The sequence below is a fragment of the Paraburkholderia sp. Ac-20342 genome (assembly GCF_017104985.1).
In the GTDB taxonomy this organism is placed as follows: domain Bacteria; phylum Pseudomonadota; class Gammaproteobacteria; order Burkholderiales; family Burkholderiaceae; genus Paraburkholderia.
In genome coordinates this window covers 25,454-51,921 of record NZ_JAAGPQ010000026.1, presented here as the reverse complement: position 1 = coordinate 51,921, position 26,468 = coordinate 25,454, and the positions used below count along the sequence as shown (strand labels likewise).

The following is a 26,468-nucleotide window of genomic DNA, read 5'->3' as shown; positions in this document are numbered from 1 at the left end:
GAGGAATGCGATGAAAACAGTGTTGATCGTCGGTGCGTCACGCGGCATCGGCCAGGAATTCGTACGGCAGTACAGGAAGAGCGGCTGGCGCGTGCTCGCCACCGCGCGCGACGGCGCCGCGCTCGACGCGCTCAATGAACTCGGCGCCGAAACCTTCGCACTCGACGTGACCGCGCCCGAGGACATCGCCGCGTTCGGCTGGAAGCTCGACGGCGAACGGCTCGATGCGGCGATTCTCGTGTCGGGCGTGTACGGCCCGCGCACCGAAGGCATCGAAACCATCACGGCCGAGGACTTCGATCACGTCATGCACACGAACGTGCGCGGCCCGATGCAACTGATGCCGATCGTGCTGCCGCTCGTCGAAGATGCGAACGGCGTGTTCGCGGTGATTTCGAGCCATATGGGCAGCATCGCCGATGCAACCGGCACGACCGGCTGGCTCTATCGCGCGAGCAAGGCCGCGCTGAACGACGTGCTGAAGCTCGCCTCGCTCGAAACGCGCCGCGCGACCTGCGTGTCGCTGCATCCGGGCTGGGTGCGCACCGACATGGGCGGCGCACAGGCGGCGCTCGATCCGGCGCACAGCGTCGCCGGCATGCGCGACGTGCTCGCCCAGGCCGCGGCCGCGCGCGACGCGTTCCACGGCCGCTTCTTTCAATACGACGGCACGCAGCTCGACTGGTAAGGAACTAGACCATGGTGCTCGATCAGGATCACCTGATGGTGCGCGACGCGCTGCGCACCTTCGTGCGCGAAGCAATCACGCCCTATGCGGCCGCCTGGGACCGCGAACGCACGTTCCCGCGCGACGTGCATCGCCAGCTCGCCGAACTCGGCGCGTATGGCGTGCTCGTGCCCGAAGCGTATGGCGGCGCGGGCATGGACGCCCTTGCGCTCGCCTTGATTCTCGAAGAAATCGCGGCCGGCGACGGCGGCACCTCGACCGCCATCTCGGTCAACAACTGCCCCGTGTGCAGCATCCTCCTGAGCTATGGCAACGACGCGCAGAAACGCGCCTGGCTCACGCCGCTCGCGCGCGGCGACATGCTCGGCGCGTTCTGCCTGACCGAGCCGCAGGCGGGCTCCGACGCCTCGGCGCTACGCACCACCGCCACACGCGATCGCGACAGCTACGTGCTGAACGGCGTCAAGCAGTTCATCACGAGCGGCAGGAACGGCCAGGTGGCGATCGTCATGGCCGTCACCGATAAAGCCGCGGGCAAGCGCGGCATCAGCGCGTTCATCGTGCCGACCGATACGCCCGGCTACGGGGTCGCGCGCATCGAAGAAAAGCTCGGCCAGCATTCGTCGGATACCGCGCAGATCGTCTTCGAGAATTGCCGCGTGCCGGGCGCGAACCGGATCGGCGCCGAAGGCGCAGGCTACCGGATCGCGCTGTCGGGACTCGAAGGCGGGCGCATCGGCATCGCCGCGCAAAGCGTCGGCATGGCGCGCGCCGCGTTCGAGGCGGCATTGGGCTATGCGAAGGAGCGCGAGAGCTTCGGCGCGCCGCTCTTTTCGCATCAGGCGGTACAGTTCCGTCTCGCCGAGATGGCGACGCAACTCGAAGCCGCTCGCCAGCTGATCTGGCATGCGGCCTCGCTGAAGGACGCCGGCCAGCCCTGCCTGACCGAAGCCGCGATGGCGAAGCTGTTCGCCTCGGAAGCCGCCGAGCGCATCTGTTCGGCGGCCTTGCAGATTCACGGCGGCTACGGTTATCTGAGCGACTTTCCGGTCGAGCGGATTTACCGCGATGTGCGTGTATGTCAAATCTACGAAGGCACGAGCGACATCCAGAAGATCCTGATCGCTCGCGCGCTGAACTGAAATATCGATGAACAAGCCATTGCTGTCGCAGCAACGACCCGCCGACTGCCCATGCGGCGGCGCCACCCCCGAGCCACGCAGCGGCGCCGCCACGCGAGCGCCGCGCTTCGCGCAATGCTGCGGACGCTATATCGATGGCGGCGAAGCGGCGCCGCGCGCGCTCGAACTGATGCGCTCGCGCTACAGCGCCTACGTGCTCGGCGCGAACGACTATCTGCGCGCGACGTGGGATGCGCGCACCTGCCCCGCCGATCTCGACGCGGACCCGGGCGCCCCCGGCGCGGCGCGCTGGCTTGGACTGCAGATCAAGTCGTTCGCCGAGAGCGACGCGCATCACGCAACCGTCGAGTTCATCGCGCGCTACAAGGTGGGCGGACGTGCGCATCGGCTGCATGAACTGAGCCGCTTCGTGCGCGGCGACGACGGCCGCTGGCGCTACGTCGACGGCGACGTCAGCGAGTAAGCCTCATCGCATGGATATGGCCGCCAGCGCGCGCGCCGAACCTTTCTCTTCCCCTTCACCGGCTGACGCCAGGGTCGGCACACCACCGCACCCCAAGCCCTCGATCAGGGCTTTTTTTCGTGTTGGCCTCGCACCACAGCACGCAAACGACCATCGTTCGCCACTTGCCGCCATCCCGCGCCGAGGCCCGCCCGCTGTGGCTTTGCGGGCCCCGGCGCGGGTCCGGCAATTTCTGCGGCGCGGGTTCTCCTTGATTGCACAAAACAAAATTGTCATGCCAGGATGAGTCCGTTGTCTCATGACGTCACCTTGCGAGAGCGGGTCATACCGGCTCCGCGACATGCGCAGGAAACCGTGCCGGCCGCCACGTCAACGCGAGCCGCGGCGGTTCGCAGTGCGTGAAGTGACGCTCATCATCGGCGCGTGGGGTCGCGTCGGCCGTTGGGTTCATCCCGTGCGATCTCGATTGGCGTGCGTGCGCTTGGCGCACAACGTACGCGAGTGAGTCTGTTTGTCGAAAACGCTGACGAAAGCAGGCTGTCAGCAAGCGTTGTCGAGGAACGGACCGCACGGAGTTCAGGACAGGTCTTTCAGGCAGGTGCGTCAATGGTGTTGAGCAAGGTTCTGAAAAAGTGTGCGGCGGTCTGCGCCGCGACCACTTGCGCTGTCGCGATCGCACATGCCGATCCGCTCTCCTACGCGTCGACCTCCTCCAAGCTGAACGCCACGCCGCTCACCGACAACCAGGGCGGACCGCTCACGCGCGCCCGCGTACCGCGCATCGCGCTCGACGACGACGCCTATCTGCCGACCGCGCACCTGAACGAGCAGATCATCCGCGTGCCGGTCAACGCGGATGGCTCGATCACGCTCGAAACGACGATCTACAAACCGGACGGCCCCGGCCCGTTCCCGATGATCGTGTTCAACCACGGCAAGATTCCGGGCGATCCGCACCTGCAGGAACGCAGCGACCCGCTGCCGTTCGCACGCGAATTCGTCCGCCGCGGTTACGTGGTGGTCGCGCCGAACCGCCAGGGCTTCGGCCATTCGGACGGCGTTTACGAGCAGGACGGCTGCGACGTCGAACTCAACGGTCTCGGCCAGGCGAGCGACGTGGCCGCCACGATCGACTACATGGCAAAGCAATCGTATGTCGACGCGACGCATATCGCGGTAGCCGGCACCTCGCACGGCGGTCTCGCGACGATCGCCTACGGCACCGAAGCCGCGCCAGGCGTGCGCGCGCTGATCAATTTCTCGGGCGGCCTGCGCCAGGACGCCTGCACCGACTGGCAGGGCAATCTGACACGCGCGTTCGGCGCGTATGGCGAAAAGAGCAAAGTACCGTCGCTGTGGCTGTACGGCGACAACGACTCGGTCTGGAACGCGCCGCTCGTCGCCGGCATGTATGCCGCCTATGGCGCGCACGGCGCGAGCGCGAAGATGGTCGATTTCGGCAACTACAAGAACGACGCGCATCGGCTGGTCGGCGATCGCGACGGCGTGCACGTGTGGTGGCCGGCCGTCGAGTCGTTCCTCGCGCGCGCCGGCATGCCGACGGCCGTGCAGTATCGCGTGGCCGATCCGTCCGCGCCGAAGGCCACCGGCTTTGCCGCGCTCGACGCGGTCGATGCGGTGCCGTATCTCGACGCGGCGGGCCGCGACGGCTATCGCAACTTCCTGCATCAGTATCCGAGCCGCGCGTTTGCGGTGTCGGATTCGGGCGCGTGGTCGTGGGCCGAGGGCGGCGACAATCCGATGTCGGTGGCGATCAACAATTGCCAGAAGCAGAGCGCCGATCCCTGCCGCCTGTATGCGGTCGACAACGCCGTCGTGTGGAACAACCAGGCTTCGCAGACGGCGGATGCGAACGGTTCTGCGCCGACGGCCGATGCCGATGGCCGGCACGCCATTGCGAGCCGCGAGTGACGCGCGCGCAGCGCTGGCCTTTCTAGCTGTTACGCATAAGTCGAGGCGAGGAATTTCACCTTCTATCTGCTGCGCATAAGTTAGGACAAGGAACTTCGCTGTTTGCGCGCTCGCTTCGCACGGGTCACTGGAGCGTCATCGGGCAAATCGATAGTGGGCCGCATGCCGCTATTGCTTCCGACCGCCCATGAACAATCCGATCCAGCCCACCTCCCGCAGGGATGCCGCAGTCTCGCAACTGCAAGGCGCCACCCCGCAGAACGCCTCCGCCGCGTCCACCTCCCGACCGGCCGCACCGCCCACGCCTGAGCGGAGCGGCGGCTTGCTCGAAGGACTGAAGCCACGCCTGCACGTGACGCACAAGGCCGCCGACGTCACCCTCGGATCGCTCTTCAGGTTCAGCACAAAGGGCAAACCGGTCCTGCCGTCGCATACCGTCGATGCCAGCAAGGCGGTGAAGATGCCGCCGGTCGTCGCCGGCGATGAGAGCCAGGCCGCCGAGTTTGCCTTTCCCGATCGGCGCTCGGCAGCGCCCAAACCCGAGAGCTCCATGCAGAAAGCGCTGGAGAGTTTCCATGCACGTCGAGGCGGGAACCCGGGCGTCATGAACACAGCCCCCGCGCATCTCGGGGCCAGCGAGGATCTCGAAACCGGCCGGATGCCCGTGCGCTTTTTTCCCCGTGCGAAGCCAGACCAACTCGAAGGGCTGACGGACCAGATCGATGAGGCGCTGTTGAAATTGCCCAACTCGCAATTTCACGAGGTGCGGACGATGCAGCGCGCGTTGGTGTTGAGCGCGCTGGAAACGGCTTCGGGTGGAGACCTTGAGATCGCGCAACAGGTGTTCGGCCGCATGCAGGCGGGACTGAGTTTCGACACTGGCGCAGCGGTCCAGCCGCGCCAGCCCGCAACGGCACCATCAGCGGCACCAGCGCCCGCGCCCACCACCACCCTTGACGCCTCGATGCTGGCGGTCTTCGACGATTTCGCCCGTAGCACGCCGCGCGCCGACATCGCCGACATTCACCTCGCGTCGCGCGACAACGACGGCGCGCCTTCGACACCCGCGACTCAGACACACGACCTCGATACACGCAACCTCGAAGCACGCGCCTGGCGCGCCGCCCAGGAACTGTCCATGACGGCGGGCGGTTTCGAGAGCCTGCGCGAAATCGCGGGACAGCATTGGCCCAGCGATGGCGAAGCGCGCTTCGCGCCGCGCGCCTGGCTTCAGGCCGCCGAGCTGCTCGCGCGGACGAACGGACACACGCCGCTCGACGCCGATCCGCCTAGCATCGAGCGAAGCGCGCAGCGCATTCTGAATAGCCCGGCACCCGCGCGCAACGACACCACGGCCCACACCCAACGGCATCTTGCCTCGATCGCGCTCGCGGCCACGAAGCTGATGCGCGTGAACGATCTGGAGCAGATGAGCACGCGCGAAGCGGGCGCGCTGCTTGCCGCCCGTCAGGGCTTTTTTGCCGACGGCGCCGGCACACCGCTCGCCGCGAGCAAGAACCGCCTCGAACGCTTCCTTAATCAAACGGTGCCGCGGGCGACGTCGACTCGCCCCGAACAGGACGGCCAACACGGCGACGGCGCGATGCCGGTGGCCCGGCAGCGCGGCCTCAATCGCCAATGGTACAAATCGATTGGACGGCCGTTCGGCTTCAACAAAAGCCCGCTCGTGGCGATGCAGGGCGGCATCGAAGGCACGGGCCTCGGCTCGTGGGACAAAGACGAACAGGCACTCGACAAGGCCACTGGCAAGATGATCGACGAACTGAACCGGGCGCTGTCGACGGGTGAAAACGCGGCGTCCGGCGCCCCGGCGAGCGAGCCGGGTGTCAAGGGCGACGGTACGGTCTCCGACCTCGTGAGCCGCACGCTGCTTCAGGTGCTCGCCAGTCGACCTGAAAGCAGCGATGCAAGAAAGTTCGAAGCCCCTCTCGACGACAGCGTGATCGACGAAATCGCCGAACGTCTGCGCACGCATCTCGATACGCCCGGCGGCGCGCCGGCCTCGGGGTTCCGCGCCGGCCGCAAAGCGAAAGCGCTCGCGGCGTTCCGCGCGCGGCTCGCCACGCCGGAGAACGGCGGCAACGCCGACGACGCGCGCAAGGCGATCCGCAAGCAGTTGCCCGGCGGAGCAGGCGTCATCGACGCGAAGCTGCTTCGCAAGTGGCACAAGTCCTACGCCAAAGGCACCGGCACCGCGAATAGCGATGCGCTGGACCATGCGCTCGACGTCATCGACCGGGTTGCGCTCGGCAAGGCAATCAAGCCCGCCGGCGATACAAACGAGGATTACCGTGCCGTGGGCGCGCGCATCATCGCCAACCTCGAAGGCGGCGGCAAGGCCATCGTGACCGAAGGCGGCATAGTCGGTCTGAGCACGCGAGGCGTGAGCGCAGCAGCGGCCTCGCTCCCGCTGGTCGCGCCGCGCCTGAACCTGCAAAGCTCGCGCGGGCGTCAGGCCGTACTCGAATACAGCCGCTCGACGCCCGCGTACAAGATCAGCTTCGGCACGCAGAAGCGCGCGCGAGCGAGCGCGGGTGCCGGCCTGCAGGTCGGCCACGATTTCGGCATGGCGCGCCTCGCGGGCAACCTCGAAGCCGCGCACGAGTGGGACGACACCGAGCAATGCACGGTCGATCTGAGCATGGCCCGCCGCCTTCGCAGCGATAAGGATGCCTATGACGACGAACGCAGCAAGGAACAGCTCACCCAGATCAACAACTATCTGTTCGACAACGCCGGACGCGGCCGCAGCGGCGACGAACTGTGGGGCCATCTCGGCAAGCAGTTTCTGAACAACGACGATTTCTCCGTCGCCTGGAACAATCAGAAAGGCGCGGTGCGCCACCACGGCGAATCGTTGACGTTCCGGCCCGGGCTCAAGATCGGCACGGGCACGGTGTCGGCGCGCACCAACGGGATCGTCGGCGTTTCGCACGACCGCGTCTACAAGGCCACGCTCGACGTGCAGGACGAGGCCGGTCACACGCAGATCGAATCGCACCGCTTCGGGCGCGGCAATCGCGTGACGTTCCAGGCGGGTGCGAACTTCAGCGTCAGCGACAAGGTCGAGAAGACCGGCGCCAGCGGCGCCGACCCCACCGACATCGCGAGCGTCTCGGTGTTCGCGCCGAACGCGGTGTCGCTCGAAATACCGATCTACGACGGTTTTCACCAGGCGAAGGCCACGCTCGTGCGCGAGGGCGGCAGGCTCCAGGCGCGCACCTCGCTCGCCGACACCGAGTTTTCGAGTCTCAACGACTACAAGAAAGCCTTGCGCGAAGACCCGGCGTGGCAGCTCACGTTCGGCGTCGCGCCGGGCGAGCCGATGCCCGAGGGCGGCAACCTGACGGCGACGATGGAGCGAGGGCGGCGGCGCATCGAGAAGTATCTGTCGGATCTCTCGGCCAACGAGGTGCAGAATCTTCGCTTTGTCGCGCGGCGGCGTCTGCGCAGTCACGCGGCGATCGGCGCCAATGCGCTCGACGACCAGATCGCGATGCTGAAGGCGCGCAATCGCGAGGACGAGCGCGGCAAGATCGACGTCCTGACGCAACGGCGCGATGCGCTTCTTCGCAGCGACAACGCCTGGCTGCCGACCGAGCTGATGGCCGTGCAGGCCAACGATCGTCAGGTGGCCGTGGGCCTGCGCATGGGCTTGCAGATGACGGCGACGAAGGGCTCGCGCGGCGAACGGGAAGTCGAATCGCTCAAACTCACGCCCAAGGACACCGACAGGCTCGACGGCGTGTGGCCGAGGCAGGCCTAAGCGTCGCCGCCTGCGTGCCCGATGCGGCCGGTTCCGGCACGGCTGTCCTGTCGGCGATTCATGTGGCACAGCCGAGCGGCCAGCCCCCCAAAAAATCCGCTCGCCGCCGATTCCCGCTCATTCCCGCCAATTCCCGCCGGTCATGGCCCATTACTTTGACGTCGTCATCTGCGGCGATCGGCGGGCTTCGATCCCAAAGTGATTCCAGTTGTGCCGAACAACGCCAAACCCCGGCGCCATAAGGAAAACCGCGCCTCAAGTCGCTGATGCGCGCGATTAAAGAAACCGCTAATCTCGACCCCGTGCGCGCGCCGAGGCCTGCGTGCCGTGGTGCGAACAGTCCCATCGGCACGTCGAAAAAGCCCTGAAAAAGGGCTCAAAACAAAGGCGCCCAAACACCGTCGCGCGCCAGCGGCAAAAAAGCATCCTGGAGTACCTTTTTGGACAATTCAGCAGTACCTTCCGTCGCCCCGCCAGGGACGTCCCCGAACGCCCCTGACGACTGGGTCGCCCGCAGCCTGCGCGCGGTATGGCATCCGTGCACGCAGATGAAGCACCACGAACGTCTGCCGCTCGTGCCCGTCGCGCGGGGTCAGGGCGCGTGGCTCTACGACCGCGCCGGCCATCGCTATCTCGACGCGATCAGTTCGTGGTGGGTCAATCTGTTCGGTCACGCGAACCCGCGCATCAACGCGGCGCTGAAAGACCAGCTCGATACGCTCGAACACGCGATGCTCGCCGGCTGCACGCACGAGCCCGCCGTCGAACTCGCCGAACGTCTCGGCGCGCTGACCGGCAACACGCTCGGCCACGCGTTCTTCGCCTCGGATGGCGCGTCGGCGGTCGAGATCGCGCTGAAGATGAGCTTCCACAGCTGGCGCAATCGGGGCTTTGCCGACAAGCAGGAATTCGTCTGCATCGCCAACAGTTACCACGGCGAGACGATCGGCGCGCTCGGCGTGACCGACGTCGCGCTGTTCAAGGACGCCTACGATCCGCTGATCCGTCACGCGCATGTCGTCGCCTCGCCCGATGCGCGGCTCGCTCAGTCGGGAGAGACCGCCGCCGACGTCGCGCGCCGCGCGCTCGACAACGTGCGCACGCTGTTCGACGCACGCGCAAACCGCATCGCCGCGCTGATCGTCGAGCCGCTCGTGCAATGCGCGGCCGGCATGGCGATGCACGACGCGTCGTATATCGCGGGCTTGCGCGCGCTGTGCGACGAATACGGCGTGCATCTGATCGCCGACGAAATCGCGGTCGGCTGCGGACGCACCGGCACCTTCTTCGCCTGCGAACAGGCGCGCGCGTGGCCAGACTTCCTGTGTCTGTCGAAAGGCATCAGCGGCGGTTATCTGCCGCTGTCGATCGTGCTGTCGCGCGACGAGATCTTCGCGGCCTTCTACCACGACGACACCGCGCGCGGCTTCCTGCACTCGCACTCGTACACCGGCAATCCGCTCGCGTGCCGCGCGGCGCTCGCAACGCTCGACCTGTTCGCGAGCGACGACGTGCTCGCCGCGAACGCACGCAAGTCGGCCACGCTGAAAGCCGCGCTCGCGCCGCTCGCCGGGCATGCGCAGGTGCGCAATCTGCGCCAGTGCGGCACGCTCTTCGCATTCGATGCGGTGATCGACGATGCTCAGCAGGCCCGAACGTTTTCGCGCCGCTTCTTCGACAACGCGTTGCAGCGCGAGTTATTGCTGCGCCCGATCGGCACCACCGTGTACCTGATGCCGCCGTACATCCTCGACGACGAAGAACTCGCGCTGCTTGCCGCCCGCACGCGCGAGACCTTCGACGCCACGCTCGCGGAGGTCCGCTGATGCATCTGCTCGACACGCTCGCCGCAGGGCTCGCAGACATCGACGCGCGCGGATTGCGCCGTCGCCGCCGCACCGCCGATACGCCCTGCGCCGCGCACATGACGGTCGACGGCCGCGAGATCATCGGCTTCGCGAGCAACGACTACCTCGGCCTCGCCGCGCATCCGCAACTGATCGAGGCCATCGCCGAAGGCGCGCGCCGGTACGGCGCGGGCAGCGGCGGCTCGCATCTGCTCGGCGGCCACTCGCGCGCGCATGCGCAACTCGAAGACGATCTCGCGGAATTCGCGGGCGGCTTCGTCGACGACCCGCGCGCGCTGTATTTCAGCACCGGTTATATGGCGAACCTCGCGACGGTGACCGCGCTCGCGGGCCGCGGCACGACGCTGTTCTCCGATGCGCTCAATCACGCCTCGCTGATCGACGGCGCGCGGCTGTCGCGCGCCGATGTGCAGGTCTATCCGCACGGCGACATGGACGGCTTGAGCGCGCTGCTCGAAGCCTCGGCGTCGGACGTCAAGGTGATCGTCTCCGACACCGTGTTCAGCATGGACGGCGACATCGCCCCGCTGCCGCGTCTGCTCGAACTCGCGGAACGGCACAGCGCCTGGCTCATCGTCGACGATGCGCACGGCTTCGGCGTGCTCGGTCCGCAAGGCCGTGGCGCGGTTGCGCAGGCAGCGCTGCGCTCGCCGCATCTGATTTCGATCGGCACGCTCGGCAAGGCGGCCGGCGTCTCGGGCGCGTTCGTCGTCGCGCATGCGACCGTGATCGAATGGCTCGTGCAGCGCGCGCGTCCGTATATCTTCACGACCGCGTCGGTGCCGGCGGCCGCGCATGCGGTGTCGGCGAGCCTGCGTATCATCGGCGGCGAGGAAGGCGAGGCGAGGCGCGCGCATCTTCGGCTGCTGATCGAGCGCACGCGCGCGATGCTGAAGGCGACGCCATGGCTGCCCGTCGACTCGCACACCGCCGTGCAGCCGCTCATCATCGGCGCGAACGATGCGACGCTCGACCTCGCCGCCGCGCTCGATCGCGCCGGTTTGTGGGTGCCCGCGATCCGGCCGCCGACCGTGCCCGCCGGCACGTCGCGTCTGCGTATTTCGCTCTCGGCCGCGCATTCGCATGCGGACCTCGACCGGCTCGCAGCGGGCCTGCAACAACTCGAAGGGCACGGCGCATGAGTCATAAGAATTCCACCGGCGAGGCGCTGTCGCTGTTCGTCACCGGCACCGATACGGAAATCGGCAAGACGTTCGTGTCGTCGGCGCTGTTGCGCGGCTTCGTGCGCGAGGGTCTGCAAGCGGCCGCGATGAAGCCGATCGCCGCGGGCGCGTTCGACGTGGACGGCGTGCTGCACAACGAAGACGCGGATCAACTCGATGCCGCGTCGAGCGTGCTGCTGCCGCCCGCGCTGCGCACGCCGTATCTGCTGAAGGAACCGGCTGCGCCGCATATCGCGGCCGCGCTCGAAAACGTGACGTTCGATCTCGACCATATCGTCGCCTGCCATCGGGAAGCGCTGACGCGCGCGGACATCGTCGTGGTCGAAGGCGTCGGCGGCTTTCGCGTGCCGCTGACCGCGACGCAGGACACCGCCGATCTCGCGGTCGCGCTGAAGCTGCCGGTCGTGCTCGTGGTCGGCATGCGGCTCGGCTGCATCAGCCACGCGCTGCTGACCGCCGAAGCGATCGCCGCGCGCGGCCTCACGCTGGCGGGTTGGGTCGCGAACCGCATCGATCCGGACATGACGTTCCCCGACGAAAACATCGCGTCGATTCGCGCGCATCTTTCGCGCGCCTACGGCGCACCGCTGCTCGGCATCGTGCCGCATCTCGATCCGCTTTCGCCCGAGCTTGCGGCACGGCAACTCGACCTTCAACCGCTTCTGCACACGCTGCGCCGATTGCGCGCGGCCTAGCCGCTGCCTCGCAGCGCTGAACCCTATTTCATCCGTACACGAGGATCGATCACATGACACAACTGAACATCGCGGCGGGTACCGCCGACACGAGCGCCGACAGCAATCCGAACCCCGCCGCCGCTGAAGCGAAGCCGCTCGCGCGCTGGCGCGTCGCCGATATCGTCGCGCTGTACGAACTGCCGTTCAACGACCTGCTGTTCCGCGCACAGCAAACGCACCGCGAGCATTTCGACGCGAACGCCGTGCAACTGTCGACGCTGCTGTCGATCAAGACCGGTGGCTGCGAGGAAGATTGCGCGTACTGTCCGCAGTCGGTGCATCACGACACGGGCCTCGCCGCCGACAAGCTGATGGCCGTCGACGACGTGCTCGCCGCCGCCCAGGTTGCCAAACAGAACGGCGCGACGCGCTTCTGCATGGGCGCCGCGTGGCGCAATCCGAAAGACCGTCACCTCGAACCGATCAAGGACATGATTCGCGGCGTGAAGGCGATGGGCCTCGAAACCTGCGTGACGCTCGGCATGCTCGAAACGCACCAGGCCCAAGCGCTGCGCGACGCGGGCCTCGACTACTACAACCACAACCTCGATACGTCGCCCGAGTTCTACGGCCAGATCATTTCGACGCGCACCTATCAGGACCGTCTCGACACGCTCGAACGCGTGCGCGACGCGGGCATCAACGTGTGCTGCGGCGGCATCGTCGGCATGGGCGAATCGCGCCGCGAGCGCGCGGGGCTGATCGCGCAGCTCGCCAACATGGAGCCGTATCCGGAATCGGTGCCGATCAACAATCTCGTGCAGGTGCAAGGCACGCCGCTCACCGGCACCGAAGCGATCGATCCGTTCGAGTTCGTGCGCACGATCGCGATCGCGCGCATCACGATGCCGCGCGCGATGGTGCGTCTGTCGGCAGGCCGCGAGCAGATGGACGAAGCCTTGCAGGCGATGTGCTTCCTCGCCGGCGCGAATTCGATTTTCTACGGCGACCAGTTGCTGACGACGAGCAACCCGCAGGCCGAAGCCGACCGCAAGCTGCTCGCGCGTCTGGGCATTCGCGCCGAGGCCGCGCAGCAGATGCCGGTCGAACAGAGCGGTTGCGAGCATGGTTGCGCGCAGGGTCATGAGGAGCATGCGGCGCCGAACTGAGCCGCTGAATCGTTGCGCCTCGCAGCGCCTTTGTACCGCCTGGCCGCATACGCCAGGCGTGCATGAAACAAGGCTGCCTCGTTTCGCGAGGCAGCCTTTTTCTTTTGACGCGAAACCCGGTGCTGACGTCCAGCGCACGATGATCCGATCGAACCTGCCGCCATCGGCACGATGAAAAACCGTGGCCGCCCATGCGCGGCGCGAAGCGCTCACACGAACGCGTGCTGCGCGGCCTCGAACGTCTCTTCGCGAAAGCGCAGCGGCGCCGCGCAATGCACGAGCGTATCGACGAAGTACTTCGCGCGCGGCCACGGCCCGAAGCCGGCCGCCGTGTTGATATGCCCCGCATCGCCGAGATTGACGAACGCGCTGCCTAAACGCTGCGCGAGATCGCGCGCATCGGCGAGCGGCATCCACGGATCGGTTTCGCTGCCGATCAGAATAGACGGCACGCCGATACGCCGCGCCTCGAACGGTCCCGCGAACGCGAATTTGCGCGGACTCGCGGGCGCGACGAACAGCACGCCGGCCACCTCGTTCGCGAGCGCGCTCTGCTGCAACGCCTGCGCGGTCGCGAGGCAGCCGAAGCTATGCGCGGCCAGCACGAACGGCCCGCGTTCGCGCGCGAGCAGATCGCGCAACGACTTCGCCCATCGCGCGATATCGGGCGCATCCCAGTTGGCCTGCTCGACGCGCAGCGAGCGCGCGAACTGCCGCTCCAGCCACGTCTGCCAATGCGCGCCTTCGCTGCCATGCAGACCGGGCACGGTGACGAGCCGTGGCGGCCATGTCGATCGGGTGCATGAAAACATGGAGATGCCTCGCTGCGGGAATCCGGGCAATCATTGTCATGCCGCGCGGCGCGCGGGCGAACCAAGTTTTTGTGCTTTGGTTATCGGGGTAAGGGGGAACATGGGGAAATGGGGGAATGGCAAAATCCGGCGAAACCCCGCCACGCCATGCGCCAACGAGGGCAAACCTGTGCGAACGCGCGCAATCCGCGTCGAAAAAGTAGAATGAGGCCTATCCATCACGGGAGGAGACCCGATGCCGCACGCGTCGTCCCATGCGCTTCAACCGCCGCCGTCCTTGCCGCCATGCCGGCTTGCCGTGGCGGCGGTCCGCCCCGCTCCCGCGGGCCTCGGCCCGGATACCTCCGCAGCCCCCACCACGAACGCGTTCCGGACCGTATGAAAATCCTCTTCTACATGCCGCATGCCGATGCCGCCGCCTGGCTGCGCGATCTCGCGCGTGCGCTGCCCGCCGCCGAATTGCGCGAGTGGCAGCCGGGCGATACGGAGCCGGCCGACTTCGCGATCGTGTGGCGTCCGCCGCGCGAGATGCTGGCCGGGCGCGATACGCTGCGCGCGATCTTCAATCTCGGCGCGGGCGTCGATGCGATCCTCGCGCTCGAACGCGAGCATCCAGGCACCCTGCCGCGCAACGCATCGCTGATCCGCCTCGAAGACACCGGCATGGCCGCGCAGATGGCCGAATACGTGACGCACGCGGTGCTGCGCTATCAGCGCCGCTTCGACGAATATCAGGTGCTGCAAAACGAGCGGCGCTGGCAGGTGCTCGCGCCGCATCCGCTTGAGAGCTTCACGGTCGGCATACTCGGACTCGGCGTGCTCGGCACGCACGTCGCGCGAACGCTTGCGTCCTTCGGCCTGCCGGTGCGCGGCTATAGCCGCAGCGCGAAGCAGATCGACGGCATCGCGACATTTGCGGGCGACACGCAGTTCGATGCCTTCCTCGACGGCGTGAAGGTGCTCGTGAATCTGCTGCCGCACACGCCCGACACCGAGAGCATGCTGAACGCGCGCAACTTCGCGAAGCTCGCGCACGGCGCGTATCTGGTCAACATCGCGCGCGGCGCGCACCTGGTCGAGGCGGATCTGCTCGACGCGCTCGCGAGCGGCCAGCTTGCCGCCGCCACGCTCGACGTGTTCCGCGAAGAACCGCTGCCCGCCGCTCATCCGTTCTGGCGCGAGCCGCGCATCACGATCACGCCGCACATCTCGGCGCTGACGTTGCGCGAGGAAGGCATCGCGCAGATCGCGCTCAAGATCGATGCATTGACGCGCGGCGAGCCGGTCAGCGGCGTGGTGAATCTGGCGCGCGGGTACTGAGGCCGGGCGCGCGGGGCGAGGCGAAGCGCATCGGCCTGAACGACAGCAACGCCGCAAGCAACGGCGGCCCCCATCTCAGATGGGACCTAGATGGGATCGCAATAAACGCAAGGGATCGGAGACAGATCATGGCCTTACCCAAGCAGGTGAAAATCGTCGAAGTCGGTCCGCGCGACGGGCTGCAGAACGAAAAGGAATTCGTGCCCACCGCGACGAAGATCGAACTGATCGACCGTCTCTCGGCGGCCGGGTTCGTCAACGTCGAGGCGGCGTCGTTCGTGTCGCCGAAATGGGTGCCGCAGATGGCCGACGGCGCCGACGTGATGGCCGGCATCGAGCGCCGTCCCGGTACGATCTACTCGGTGCTGACACCGAATCTGCGCGGCTTCGAAGGCGCCGTCGCCGCGCGTGCCGACGAGATCGTGATCTTCGGCGCGGCAAGCGAAGCGTTTTCGCAGAAGAACATCAATTGCAGCATCGCCGAAAGCATCGAGCGCTTCGTGCCGGTCGCCCAGGCCGCGAAGGAGCACGGCCTGCGCATTCGCGGCAGCGTCTCGTGCGCGCTCGGCTGCCCGTATCAGGGCGACGTGCCGGTGGCTTCCGTCGTCGACGTGGTGCAGCGCTTCGCGGCGCTCGGCTGCGACGAGATCGATATCGCCGACACGATCGGCGTCGGCACCGCGGAGCGCACGCGCGAAGTGTTCCAGGCAGTCACCGAGGTGTTTCCGCGCGAGCATCTGTCGGGGCACTTCCACGATACCTATGGCCAGGCGCTCGCCAACATCTACGCGGCGCTCCTCGAAGGCATCGAGATTTTCCATGCGTCGGTCGCGGGGCTCGGCGGCTGTCCGTATGCGAAGGGCGCGACCGGCAACGTCGCGACCGAAGACGTGCTGTATCTGATGAACGGCCTCGGCATCGAAACCGGCATCGATCTCGCGCAGGTGGTCGCCATCGGCGATTTCATTTCGAACGCGATCGGCCGGCCCAACGTGTCGCGCGCCGGCAAGGCGCTGCTCGCGAAGGCGCGCAGCGAAGCGAATACCTGCGCGTAACGAACGAATAATCGCGCGCCTCACCCGTATCGTCACATCTCAATCAGGATCACCCACGATGAGCGACCTCGCCCCCTTCGACTCCGACGATCTCGCCGCGCTGCCCGACTCGGCGCGCCGCGTCGCGCTACTGCTGCGCGAACGCGGTCACGCGGGCCGGATCGTGATGCTGCCGGAAACCGGCAAGACCTCCGCCGAAGCGGCCGCCGGACTCGGCTGCGCGGTCGCGCAGATCGCCAAGTCGATCCTGTTTCGCCGCCGCGAGGACGACGCGCCCGTGCTCGTGATCGCGAGCGGCGCGAATCGCGTCGACGAACGGAAGGTGGCCGCGCAAGTCGGCGAAATCGGCCGCGCGGATGCAAAGTTCGTCCGCGAAAAAACCGGCTATGCGATTGGCGGCGTCTGTCCGGTCGGCCATGCGACGGAGCCGGTCACGCTGATCGACGCCGATCTGCTCGCGCTCGACAGCCTGTGGGCCGCCGCCGGCCATCCGCACGCGGTGTTCAACCTGACCGCGCAGCAGCTGGTCGCGCTGACGGGCGCGCCGGTCGTCGACGTCGCGCTGCGCGAAACGGCCTGAGCACCGCGATGACGACGACGAGCGGCAGCGGCTACGAGAACCTGAGCGATGACGACGACGGCTCGGTGCCGTCGCCGTGCATCAGCGTGTGCAGGATGGATGCGGCGACGGGCTGGTGCGAAGGCTGCCTGCGCACGATCGACGAAATCGCCGGCTGGTCGATCTTCGACGACGACGCGAAACGCGCGGTGTGGGACGCGATCGAAGCGCGTCACGCGGAGTTCATGGCGAAGCACACGAAGGAGCGGCCATGAACGCGCCGCGTGTCGTCACGCTGGGCGAGACGTTCAGCTCGACGGTCTCGTTCCCGGCGGATTCGATCAAGTCGTTTTCGCGGCTCGTCAACGATCTGAACCCGCTGCATCTCGACGAAGCGTATGCGGCGCAAAGCCGCTTCGGCGGGCTGATCGCCTCGGGCACGCAGCCCACCGCGTATTTCATGGCGCTGCTCGCGACGCATTTCTCGACCTACGCGCAGCCGCTCGGCCTCGAGTTCGACATCAAGCTGAAAAAAGCGGTGCATGCGCACGACACGCTGACGCTCACCTGGCGCGTGCGCGACGCTCACTGGAAGCCGAGCCTGAACGGCGATCTGACCTGTCTCGAAGGCTCGGCCGTCAATCAGCATGGCGAACTGATGTTGACCGGCACGTCGACGATTCTGGTCATGCCTAAACTCACCGAGTCCGCCGAACAGGCGGATGGCGGGCCCGCGCTATCATGATCGCGCTGCCCGCCTCGATGCGCGTGTTCGAGCGCGGCTGGCTGTCGTCGAACAACGTGCTGCTCGTCGACGACGCCTGCACCGCGCTCGTCGACACCGGCTATGCGACGCACGCGCCGCAAACCGTCGCGCTGGTACGCTCGGCCCTGAAAACACGGCCGCTCGACCTGATCGTCAATACCCACCTGCATTCGGACCACTGCGGCGGCAACGCGCTATTGCAGGCGACATGGCCGTGCCGCACGCTGATTCCCGCGTCGGAAGCGAGCGCGGTGCGCGAATGGGACGAAGCCCGCTTGAGCTTTCGCGCCACCGGTCAGACCTGCGAGCGCTTCGGCTTCACCGGAACGATCGCGCCCGGCGCACAGTTGCGGCTCGGCGCGCTCGACTGGCAGGTGCTCGGCGCGCCCGGTCACGATCCGCATTCGCTGATGCTGTATTGCGCCGACGAACGCATCCTGATCAGTGCCGACGCGCTCTGGGAAAACGGCTTCGGCGTGATCTTTCCCGAGCTCGAAGGCGAGAGCGGCTTCGCCGAACAGCAGGCGGTGCTCGATACGATCTCGACGCTCGACGTGCGCGTCGTGATTCCGGGCCATGGCGCGCCATTCACGCATGTCGAACAGGCGCTGGAACGCGCGTTTTCGCGCATCGCGTGGCTGCGTGCCGATCCCGCGCGCAATGCACGGAATGCGCTGAAGGTGCTGATCGTGTTCAAGCTGCTCGAAGTGCGCGAGATGAGCTTCGACGCGCTGCTGCGCATGACCGGCGAGGCGGCCGCGATGCGCGCCGCCGCGTCGCTGCTGAAGCCGAGCAGTGAATGGCCCGCGTTGCTGCGAGGCATGATCGAGGAACTGGCGGCCCACCAGGGGCCGCTCGCGGTGGATGGCGCGCGCATCGTCGCGCGGCGTTAAGGCGTTAAGGCGTTAAGGCACTGAGGCGCTGAGACGCTGAGACGCTGAGACAAACCGGCCGCCCAAACCGTCCCCACAAAAAGAAAGCCGCTCGACGAAGCGAGCGGCGGAACTTCTGTTGGACGTGATCAGCGTCGGTACGAATAATACGCGTGCTGTTTTTTGCAACGCATCGGTGATTTCCCTACAGAAATTTGACGGCGTGTTTCAAAAGCGCATACACGGCCGGTTGCAAAGCGGCGGCAGGCGCCTGAGTCCATGCGATTGGCCCGCTCATATGAACAATGACAGGCGCGTGTTACTCCGGAATCCGTAGCATTTGCGTTTGCGGCGTGGCATTCATCAAACCGTCAAACCAGCGCAGCTTCACGTCGACGACCAACGCTTGCGCGGCACGATCCGCCAGCCGAGATTGACGCCGGCCGCCGCAATCAGAATCAGCGCCGCGCCGAGCACCTGAATCCACGCGAGCGTTTGCCCGAACGCGAGCCGATCGACGATGATCGCCACCACCGGATAGATGAACGACAGCGCCCCGGTCATCGACGTCGGCAGCTTCTGGATCGCGCCATACAGCAGCACATACATGAGCCCCGTATGCACGACCCCGAGCACAACCAGTTCGAGCCACTGCGCGCCGCTTGCCGGCAGCGCATCGAAGCGCACGAACGGCGCGAGCAGCAGCACGCCGAGCGCCACCTGGAGCAGCGCGATCAGATGCGGCGGCGTGCCCTTCAAGCACTTCGTGATGATCGACGACACCGCGTACATCGCCGCCGCGCCGACCGCATACGCAACGCCGACCAGATACTGCCCCGGCACCGCGAGCACGGCCGGCTCGACCTTCACGACGAACACGAGGCCGACGAAGGCGACCGCGAGCCACGCCATCGTCGAGGCGCTGATGTGTTCGCGAAACACGAGCGCGCCGAGTGCGACCAGCATGAACGGCTGCGTGTTGTAGACGGCCGTCGCCATCGAAATCGACGCGCGCGAATACGCGGCGAACAGCAGCACCCAGTTGATGACGATCGCGACGCCGCCGAAGAGCGCAAGGCCGAGCATCTTCCACGAGAACAGCTCGCGCCGGAAAAGGCCGAGCCCCGCGCAAACGAGCGCGAGCGTCGCGCCGCCGAAGAGGCAGCGAAAAAACACCACGTTGAAAGGACTTTGCTGCGACGACACCACGAGCCAGCCGATGGTGCCCGACATCAGCATCGCCATGCTCATCTCCGCCGCGCCGCGGCGGATCTCGCTGGAACGCTTGTCTGAAGCCATGATTCGATCCCGTCGATACCTGCATGCGGGCAGTGTAATCAATCCGCCGGCGCCAATACATGGCTAAACTTAAGCGTTGCGGCGATTTCACCGCTTAAACGAAGGTCATCATGAGCAAACGCCTTGCTTCGGCGGCCTCGGTCGCGCTCGACGCAACCGACCGCCTGCTGCTGGCCGCGCTCGCGCAGGACGCGCGCCAGCCGGTCAGCGAACTCGCGCGCCAGGTCGGCCTATCGGCGCCCAGCACGGCCGAACGCGTGCGGCGGCTCGAAGCGCAGGGCGTGATCGGGCGCTTCACGGTGCAGATCGATCCGCGCGCGCTCGGCTACACGCTGCAGGCGATCGTGCGCGTGAAGCCTCTGCCCGGTCAGCTGCATCTGGTGGAAGACGTGATCCGGCGCATTCCGGAATTCGTCGAATGCGACAAGGTGACCGGCGACGATTGCTTCATCTGCCGCCTTTATCTGCATTCGATCGAACAGCTCGACGAGATTCTCTCGAAGGTCACCGAGCGCGCGGAGACGAGCACGGCGATCGTCAAATCGACGCCGGTCGCGCGACGCCTGCCGCCGCTCGATTGAGGGGCGTGGGCCCAAGCCCGAACGAAGCGCGCTACTGCTCGACCGCCTCGAAGAACGACAGCATCTCGGCGACCAGTTCGCCCGGCGCTTCCTCGGGCAGATAGTGCCCGCAGGCCAGCGCGCGGCCGCTCACGTCGCGCGCGACGTGCCGCCATTCGGCCAGCGCGTCGAAGCATTTCTCGATCACGCCCTTGTCGCCCCACAGCACGCGCAGCGGACAGCCGATCTTGTTGCCGCGCTCGATGTCGGCGCGATCGTGTTCGAGGTCGATGCTGGCCGACGCGCGGTAGTCCTCGCACATCGCATGCACCGCGCCCGGTTGCGCGAGCGCGGCGCGATAGGCGTCGAGCGCGGCGGGCGCGAACGGCGCGAGGCCCGCGTGACGGCCGCCCATCACCGCATCGACATAGGCGGCCGGATTCGCGCCGATCAGCGTTTCGGGCAGCGGCTCGGGCTGGATCAGGAAGAACCAGTGGAAATAGTGCGTCGCGAACGTGCGGTCGGTGGCTTCGTACATCGCGAGCGTCGGCGCGATGTCGAGCAGCATCAGACGCTCGACCGCGTCCGCGTGATCGAGCGCCATGCGATGCGCGACGCGCGCGCCGCGATCGTGCGCGCAGACGAGAAAGCGCTCGAAGCCGAAGTGGCGCATCACCGCGACCTGGTCGGCGGCCATCGTGCGTTTCGAGTACGGCGTGTGCGCGGCATCGCTCGGCGGTTTGCCCGATGCGCCATAGCCACGCAGGTCGGTGGCGATCACGGTGAAATGTTGCGCGAGCGGCGCGGCACAGCGCTCCCAGATCAGATGCGACTGCGGATGGCCGTGCAGCAGCAGCAGAGGCGGCCCCGCGCCGCCCTTCACTCCGAAAATATCGACATCGCCCACGGCGACGCGAAAGGGCGTGAAATTCTCGAAGGCCATGGCGTCTCTTGGTCGTTTGAGGGTGTCAGCATTGTAGAAGCCCGTCATGTCCGCGCGAGGTGGGTTAACCCACGCAAACATAGAACCTGAACACTCCTTCGAACTGTTCCGCACGCGCTGGCCGCACCGGGGCCATGGGCTTCACCTATAATCGCACGATCGTTCTTAAATTTTTGGGTGGCTTTGGGCGACCGCACCGTGGTTCAGCCACGAAGGCGGTCGACGCCGCGGCAAGCAGAGATACCGCCTGGGCATCGACGCGGCGCAGGCCGGGTGCCGCTACACTCATCGAAGACACAGGAGACTCCCATCATGGCATTGCCCGCCGTTCTGCAAAATCTCGCGCTGCCCGTCGTCGCCTCGCCGATGTTCATCGTCAGCTATCCCGAACTGGTGCTGGCCCAGTGCAAGGCTGGCATCGTCGGCTCGTTCCCGGCCCTCAACGCGCGTCCGGCCGAACTGCTCGACGAATGGCTCACGCAAATCCAGGCGCAGCTCGCCGAGCACAAGGCGGCCAACCCCGCGGCGATCATCGGGCCGATCGCCGTCAATCAGATCGTCCATCAGTCCAATACGCGGCTCGAACACGACGTGCGCGTGTGCGTCGAGCACAAGGTGCCGATCTTCATCACGAGCCTGCGCGCGCCGGCGCGCGAGATCGTCGATGCGGTGCACAGCTATGGCGGCATCGTGCTGCACGACGTGATCAACCTGCGGCATGCGCAGAAGGCGCTCGAAGCCGGCGTCGACGGTTTGATTCTGGTTGCCTCGGGCGCGGGTGGCCATGCGGGCACGACCTCGCCGTTCGCGCTGGTCGGCGAAGTGCGGCGCATTTTCGACGGCCCGATCGTGTTGTCGGGTTCGATCGCGAACGGCGGCTCGATTCTCGCCGCCCAGGCGATGGGCGCAGACCTTGCATACATGGGCACGCGCTTCATCGCGACCCAGGAAGCGCACGCGGTCGACAGCTACAAGCAGGCTATCGTCAACGCCAGCGCTTCGGACATCATCTACACGAACCTCTTTACCGGCGTGCACGGCAACTACATCCGCGAGAGCATCCTGAACGCTGGGCTCGACCCGGACGCGCTGCCCGAATCGGACAAGACCAAGATGAACTTCGGCAGCGACAAGGCAAAGGCATGGAAGGACATCTGGGGCGCGGGCCAGGGCGTCGGTCTGATGGACGACGTGCCGAACGTCGGCGAACTCGTGCAGCGCCTGAAGCAGGAATACGACGACGCGAAGGCGCGGCTCGGTATCGTTCGCTGAGCGCGCCCGCCGCTCACCCGCATCCGTTACTGCGCGCCACGCGCCTCATGCCGGTATCGAAGCTCGCGCAACACTCGAAGCGAAGCGGCAAGGCCGCCGCTTCGAGCCGCGCGCCTACATGTTGCGCCGATACTGCCCGCCCACCTCGAACAGCGCGCGCGTGATCTGTCCGAGCGAACACACGCGCACCACGTCCATCAGCACCGCGAACACGTTGCCGTCGTCGATCACCGCGCGCTTCAGGCGTTCGAGCGCTTCAGGCGCGGTGTCGCGATGGCGCGCCTGGAACGCGCGCAGCCGCTGCAACTGACTCTGCTTTTCCGCATCGGTGGAACGCGCCAGCACGATCGGCCGCGGCGCTTCATGCGGATGCGCGCTCAGAAACGTGTTCACGCCGACGATCGGATACGAGCCGTCATGCTTGCGATGCTCGTACAGCATCGACTCGTCCTGGATGCGTCCGCGCTGATAGCCGGTTTCCATCGCACCGAGCACGCCGCCGCGCTCGGTCAGCCGCTCGAACTCGGCCAGCACCGCTGCCTCGACGAGGTCGGTCAGCTCGTCGATCACGAAGCTGCCCTGGTGCGGATTCTGGTTCTTCGCGAGCCCCCATTCGCGATTGATGATGAGCTGGATCGCGACCGCGCGGCGCACCGAATCCTCGGTCGGCGTCGTGATCGCTTCGTCGAACGCATTCGTATGCAGCGAGTTGCAGTTGTCGTAGATCGCGATCAGCGCCTGCAGCGTCGTGCGGATGTCGTTGAAGTCGACCTCCTGCGCGTGCAGGCTGCGGCCCGAGGTCTGCACGTGATACTTGAGCTTCTGGCTGCGCTCGTTCGCGCCGTAGCGCTCGCGCATCGCTACCGCCCAGATGCGTCGCGCGACGCGGCCAAGCACCGTGTACTCCGGGTCCATGCCGTTCGAGAAGAAGAACGACAGATTCGGCGCGAAGTCGTCGATCGACATGCCGCGCGCGAGATACGCCTCGACGTACGTGAAGCCGTTCGCGAGCGTATAGGCGAGCTGCGAGATCGGGTTCGCACCGGCCTCGGCGATGTGGTAGCCGGAGATCGACACCGAATAGAAATTGCGCACGCCGTGCTCGACGAAATACGCCTGGATGTCGCCCATCACTTTCAGGCTGAACTCGGTCGAGAAGATGCAGGTGTTCTGCCCCTGGTCTTCCTTGAGGATGTCGGCCTGCACGGTGCCGCGCACGTTTTCGAGGGCCGCGCGGCGCGTTGCCGCGAGTTCGCTTTCGCTGAGCGGGCGGCCTTGCTCCGCTTCCTTGCGCGCAATCTGCTGATCGATCGCGACGTTGAAGAACATCGCGAGGATCGTCGGCGCGGGGCCGTTGATCGTCATCGAGACCGAGGTTTCCGGCGAGCACAGATCGAAGCCGTCGTAGAGCGTCTTCATGTCGTCGAGCGTCGCGACCGACACGCCCGAATTGCCGACCTTGCCGTAGATATCGGGGCGCTCGTGCGGCTCCTCGCCGTAGAGCGTCACGGAGTCGAACGCGGTCGATAGCCGTTTGGCCGGCATCCCTTCGGAGAGCAGCTTGAAGCGGCGGTTCGTGCGCTGCGGATCGCCCTCGCCCGCGAACATGCGGGTCGGGTCTTCGTTCTCGCGGCGAAACGGAAACACGCCGGCCGTGAACGGGAAATAGCCAGGCAGATTGTCGAGCAGCAGCCAGCGCAGAATCTCGCCGTGATCGGCGAATTTCGGCAGCGAGACTTTGCGGACTGGCGAGCCCGAGAGCGTGGTCACCGTGAGTGCGGTGCGGATTTCGCGCTCGCGGATGCGCACGACGTGTTCGTCGCCGGAATAGGCGGCGACGATTTGCGGCCAGGTGTCGAGCAGTTGGCGCTCGCGTTTGCCGAGCGCGACACTGCGTTGGTCGATCAGGGCATCGAGGGAGGAGAGCAACGGGTTGGATTGGGTCGCATCGAGGCTTGCGTTCGAGCTTGCGTGCGCTCGCGTATCGGACGATTCGTTGTCGACGGCAGCCTGCACCGCGTTTGCATCGCTCCGCGCATTGGCGTTCATATCCACGCCTGAACTGGCGGTCCCCGTCGCCACCATCGCCGTGCTCGCCCACGCCTGTGCTGCCAGTCCTGCTTCGCCAAGCATCCGGCGCGTCTCGACCAGTTGCCAGCGTTCGCGTGCGATACGCGCCTGCGCGTCGGCACGCTCGCGGTAAGCGCGCAGCGTCCCGGCGATATCGGCCAGATAACGCACTCGCGCAGACGGCACGATCGCATGCAGGTTGCTCGAACAGCGCGCACCGTCGGGCGCGCCGAGCCGTCCACCGCCCTCGCGCAAACCATGACGGCGCAGCGCCTCGGCGATATGCCGGTACAGCGCGGTCACGCCGTCGTCGTTGAAGCGCGACGCGATCGTGCCGAACACCGGCATCGCGCCCGGCGGCGTCGCGAAGTCGGCGCGGTTGCGCTGCACCTGTTTCGCGACGTCGCGCAGCGCGTCCTGCGCACCCTTGCGATCGAACTTGTTGATCGCGACGAAGCTCGCGAAGTCGAGCATGTCGATCTTTTCGAGCTGGCTCGCCGCGCCGAACTCGGGCGTCATCACGTACAGCGACTCGTCGACGAACGGCACGATCGCCGCATCGCCCTGGCCGATTCCGGACGTCTCGACGACGATCAGATCGAAGCGCGCCGCCTTGCACAGCATCAGCGCGGCGGGCAGCGCATCGGAAAGCTCGCTCGACGCCTCGCGCGTCGCCATCGAGCGCATATAGACGCGCGCGCCGCCGCCCCAATCGCCGATCGCGTTCATGCGGATGCGGTCGCCGAGCAAGGCACCGCCCGATTTGCGGCGCGACGGGTCGATCGCGAGCACGGCGATGCTCAGCGCGTCGCCGTAGTCGAGCCGGAAGCGGCGAATCAGCTCGTCGGTCAGCGACGATTTGCCCGCGCCGCCCGTGCCGGTGATGCCCAGCACGGGCACGTAGGCCGCATCGGCCAGCGATCGCAGTTGGTCTCGCGCGGGAGCGTCGGCGCTGGCGGATTCGAACGCGCTGATCAGTTGGGCGAGGCGGCGGAAGACGGGGGTGGTGGAATCGGTGGAATCGGCGGAGTCGGTGGAGCCTGCGGAGTCGGCGGAGTCGGCGGAGTCGGTGGAGTCGGTGGAGTCGGTGGAGTCGGTGGAGTCGGTGGAGTCGGTGGAGTCGGTGGAGTCGGTGGAGTCGGTGGAATCGGTGGAATCGGTGGAATCGGTGGAATCGGTGGAATCGGTGCAGCGCGTGCTCGCGCGCGCCGCTTCGCACGGCCGGCTCGCTCCGGCACCTTGCCCACCTTGCGCGTCATCTGCCTCGCGAATTGCCCGGGCGGCCTCGCTCGCCTCGGCTCGCCGCTCATCGATATGCGCCATCTCCAGCGAACCAGAACCGCCGAAGCGCGGCAACGGCTGCGCGGCAAGCCCGGCGAGCCATTCGTCCACCGGCGCCGGCCGTGCCGCACCGGCCGCGCGCGCGCCTTCGGCACAGCGCGCGACCATATCGTCGATCATGCCTTGCAGACCGAGCCGCTGGCCGTCGTGCGGCGAGTAGATTTTCTCGACGCCGTCGCGTTCGAGCGCGGCGATTTCCTCGGGGACGATCACTCCGCCACCGCCGCCGAACACCTTGATACGCTCGCCGCCGCGCGCGCGCAACAGCTCGACGAGATAGCGGAAGTATTCGTTGTGGCCGCCCTGGTAGCTCGACACGGCGACGCCGTCGGCGTCCTCGTTGAGCGCGGCGGTCGCGACTTCATCGACGGAGCGGTTGTGGCCGAGGTGAATCACCTCGACGCCGCTCGCCTGCAGGATGCGTCGCATGATGTTGATCGACGCATCGTGGCCGTCGAACAGCGCGGTGGCGGTAACGAAGCGCAGCCGCCGGCCGGCGGGCAACGCGTGGCTGCCGGCGCGCCGCGGCGTGGACAGATCGGTCATGTCTCCCCCGGATCATGAGCTGACGGGTGCTGGCAACCAGTATAGCCAAACGGGGTAAGGCGGCAGGAGCGCAGGCCCGGCGAGCGGTCCTAGGGTTGGGCGGGCGGTCCGGCGTCGTTGTCCGACTGCGCTTTTGAGCACGC

21 protein-coding genes are annotated in these 26,468 nt (G+C 66.7%); 17 read left to right on the top strand and 4 right to left on the bottom strand.

Features of this window, described 5'->3' with window-relative positions; all coding sequences use genetic code 11:
• Positions 1 to 10: 10 nt before the first annotated feature.
• The 9 genes from G3N58_RS13235 (at position 11) to bioB (ending at position 12,910) form a co-directional block, all read left to right on the top strand.
• Complete coding sequence (locus G3N58_RS13235) at positions 11 to 688, top strand: SDR family oxidoreductase (protein ID WP_167282314.1); 678 nt, start codon at positions 11 to 13, stop codon at positions 686 to 688.
• An 11-nt stretch (positions 689 to 699) separates the two neighbouring features.
• A complete protein-coding gene (locus G3N58_RS13230) occupies positions 700 to 1,830 on the top strand; it encodes an acyl-CoA dehydrogenase family protein (RefSeq protein WP_205999360.1) in 1,131 nt (376 codons plus the stop codon).
• Positions 1,831 to 1,837: 7 nt separating this feature from the next.
• The gene (locus G3N58_RS13225) at positions 1,838 to 2,293 is read left to right on the top strand and encodes a YchJ family protein (protein ID WP_205999359.1); all 456 of its coding nucleotides are present in this window, start codon (positions 1,838 to 1,840) and stop codon (positions 2,291 to 2,293) included.
• 606 nt (positions 2,294 to 2,899) lie between these two features.
• Positions 2,900 to 4,225, top strand: a complete 1,326-nt coding sequence (locus tag G3N58_RS13220; protein ID WP_205999358.1) for a CocE/NonD family hydrolase — start codon at positions 2,900 to 2,902, stop codon at positions 4,223 to 4,225.
• 187 nt (positions 4,226 to 4,412) lie between these two features.
• Entirely contained in the window at positions 4,413 to 8,012 is a 3,600-nt protein-coding gene (locus G3N58_RS13215; protein ID WP_205999357.1) for a hypothetical protein, read from the top strand.
• A gap of 548 nt (positions 8,013 to 8,560) precedes the next feature.
• Positions 8,561 to 9,838, top strand: a complete 1,278-nt coding sequence (bioA, locus tag G3N58_RS13210; RefSeq protein ID WP_241017098.1) for an adenosylmethionine--8-amino-7-oxononanoate transaminase — start codon at positions 8,561 to 8,563, stop codon at positions 9,836 to 9,838.
• Positions 9,838 to 11,022, top strand: coding sequence for an 8-amino-7-oxononanoate synthase (gene bioF, locus G3N58_RS13205; RefSeq protein WP_205999355.1), 1,185 nt, complete (start codon positions 9,838 to 9,840; stop codon positions 11,020 to 11,022). The genes bioA and bioF overlap by 1 nt, the downstream gene beginning before the upstream one ends.
• Entirely contained in the window at positions 11,019 to 11,759 is a 741-nt protein-coding gene (gene bioD, locus G3N58_RS13200) for a dethiobiotin synthase (RefSeq protein ID WP_167282306.1), read from the top strand. The genes bioF and bioD overlap by 4 nt, the downstream gene beginning before the upstream one ends.
• Before the next feature lie 53 nt (positions 11,760 to 11,812).
• On the top strand, positions 11,813 to 12,910 hold the full coding sequence (bioB, locus tag G3N58_RS13195) for a biotin synthase BioB (RefSeq protein ID WP_205989498.1): 1,098 nt from the start codon (positions 11,813 to 11,815) through the stop codon (positions 12,908 to 12,910).
• A gap of 209 nt (positions 12,911 to 13,119) precedes the next feature.
• Here bioB and G3N58_RS13190 read toward each other — a convergent pair whose 3' ends face one another.
• Positions 13,120 to 13,722 (bottom strand): alpha/beta hydrolase, encoded by a 603-nt coding sequence (locus G3N58_RS13190; RefSeq protein WP_167282302.1) that lies wholly within the window; start codon positions 13,720 to 13,722, stop codon positions 13,120 to 13,122.
• 378 nt (positions 13,723 to 14,100) lie between these two features.
• On the opposite strand from G3N58_RS13190, the gene G3N58_RS13185 reads away from it, so the two are divergent.
• From G3N58_RS13185 to G3N58_RS13160, 6 genes are all read left to right on the top strand, one after another.
• Positions 14,101 to 15,042: a glyoxylate/hydroxypyruvate reductase A gene (locus G3N58_RS13185; protein WP_205999354.1), complete on the top strand. Its 942-nt coding sequence runs from the start codon at positions 14,101 to 14,103 to the stop codon at positions 15,040 to 15,042.
• A gap of 128 nt (positions 15,043 to 15,170) precedes the next feature.
• Positions 15,171 to 16,097, top strand: a complete 927-nt coding sequence (locus G3N58_RS13180; RefSeq protein ID WP_167282298.1) for a hydroxymethylglutaryl-CoA lyase — start codon at positions 15,171 to 15,173, stop codon at positions 16,095 to 16,097.
• A 58-nt stretch (positions 16,098 to 16,155) separates the two neighbouring features.
• On the top strand, positions 16,156 to 16,677 hold the full coding sequence (locus G3N58_RS13175) for a YbaK/EbsC family protein (RefSeq protein WP_205989503.1): 522 nt from the start codon (positions 16,156 to 16,158) through the stop codon (positions 16,675 to 16,677).
• Positions 16,678 to 16,685: 8 nt separating this feature from the next.
• Entirely contained in the window at positions 16,686 to 16,931 is a 246-nt protein-coding gene (locus G3N58_RS13170) for a DUF1289 domain-containing protein (RefSeq protein ID WP_205999353.1), read from the top strand.
• Entirely contained in the window at positions 16,928 to 17,401 is a 474-nt protein-coding gene (locus G3N58_RS13165) for a MaoC family dehydratase (RefSeq protein ID WP_205999352.1), read from the top strand. Before G3N58_RS13170 ends, G3N58_RS13165 begins: the two co-directional genes overlap by 4 nt.
• Entirely contained in the window at positions 17,398 to 18,315 is a 918-nt protein-coding gene (locus G3N58_RS13160) for an MBL fold metallo-hydrolase (protein ID WP_167042324.1), read from the top strand. The genes G3N58_RS13165 and G3N58_RS13160 overlap by 4 nt, the downstream gene beginning before the upstream one ends.
• 366 nt (positions 18,316 to 18,681) lie before the next feature.
• On the opposite strand, the gene G3N58_RS13155 is transcribed toward G3N58_RS13160, so the two are convergent.
• Complete coding sequence (locus tag G3N58_RS13155) at positions 18,682 to 19,593, bottom strand: DMT family transporter (protein ID WP_205999351.1); 912 nt, start codon at positions 19,591 to 19,593, stop codon at positions 18,682 to 18,684.
• A gap of 110 nt (positions 19,594 to 19,703) precedes the next feature.
• On the opposite strand from G3N58_RS13155, the gene G3N58_RS13150 reads away from it, so the two are divergent.
• Positions 19,704 to 20,174, top strand: a complete 471-nt coding sequence (locus tag G3N58_RS13150; protein ID WP_205999350.1) for an Lrp/AsnC family transcriptional regulator — start codon at positions 19,704 to 19,706, stop codon at positions 20,172 to 20,174.
• Between the two features lie 31 nt (positions 20,175 to 20,205).
• On the opposite strand, the gene G3N58_RS13145 is transcribed toward G3N58_RS13150, so the two are convergent.
• Entirely contained in the window at positions 20,206 to 21,096 is an 891-nt protein-coding gene (locus G3N58_RS13145) for an alpha/beta hydrolase (protein ID WP_167042317.1), read from the bottom strand.
• Between the two features lie 312 nt (positions 21,097 to 21,408).
• Between G3N58_RS13145 and G3N58_RS13140 the strand changes: the two genes are divergently transcribed.
• Entirely contained in the window at positions 21,409 to 22,368 is a 960-nt protein-coding gene (locus tag G3N58_RS13140) for a nitronate monooxygenase family protein (protein ID WP_167042315.1), read from the top strand.
• A gap of 114 nt (positions 22,369 to 22,482) precedes the next feature.
• Here G3N58_RS13140 and G3N58_RS13135 read toward each other — a convergent pair whose 3' ends face one another.
• Positions 22,483 to 26,325 carry a methylmalonyl-CoA mutase family protein gene (locus G3N58_RS13135; protein ID WP_205999349.1) on the bottom strand — a complete coding sequence of 1,281 codons (3,843 nt, stop codon included), beginning with the start codon at positions 26,323 to 26,325 and terminating at the stop codon, positions 22,483 to 22,485.
• Between the last annotated feature and the right edge of the window lie 143 nt (positions 26,326 to 26,468).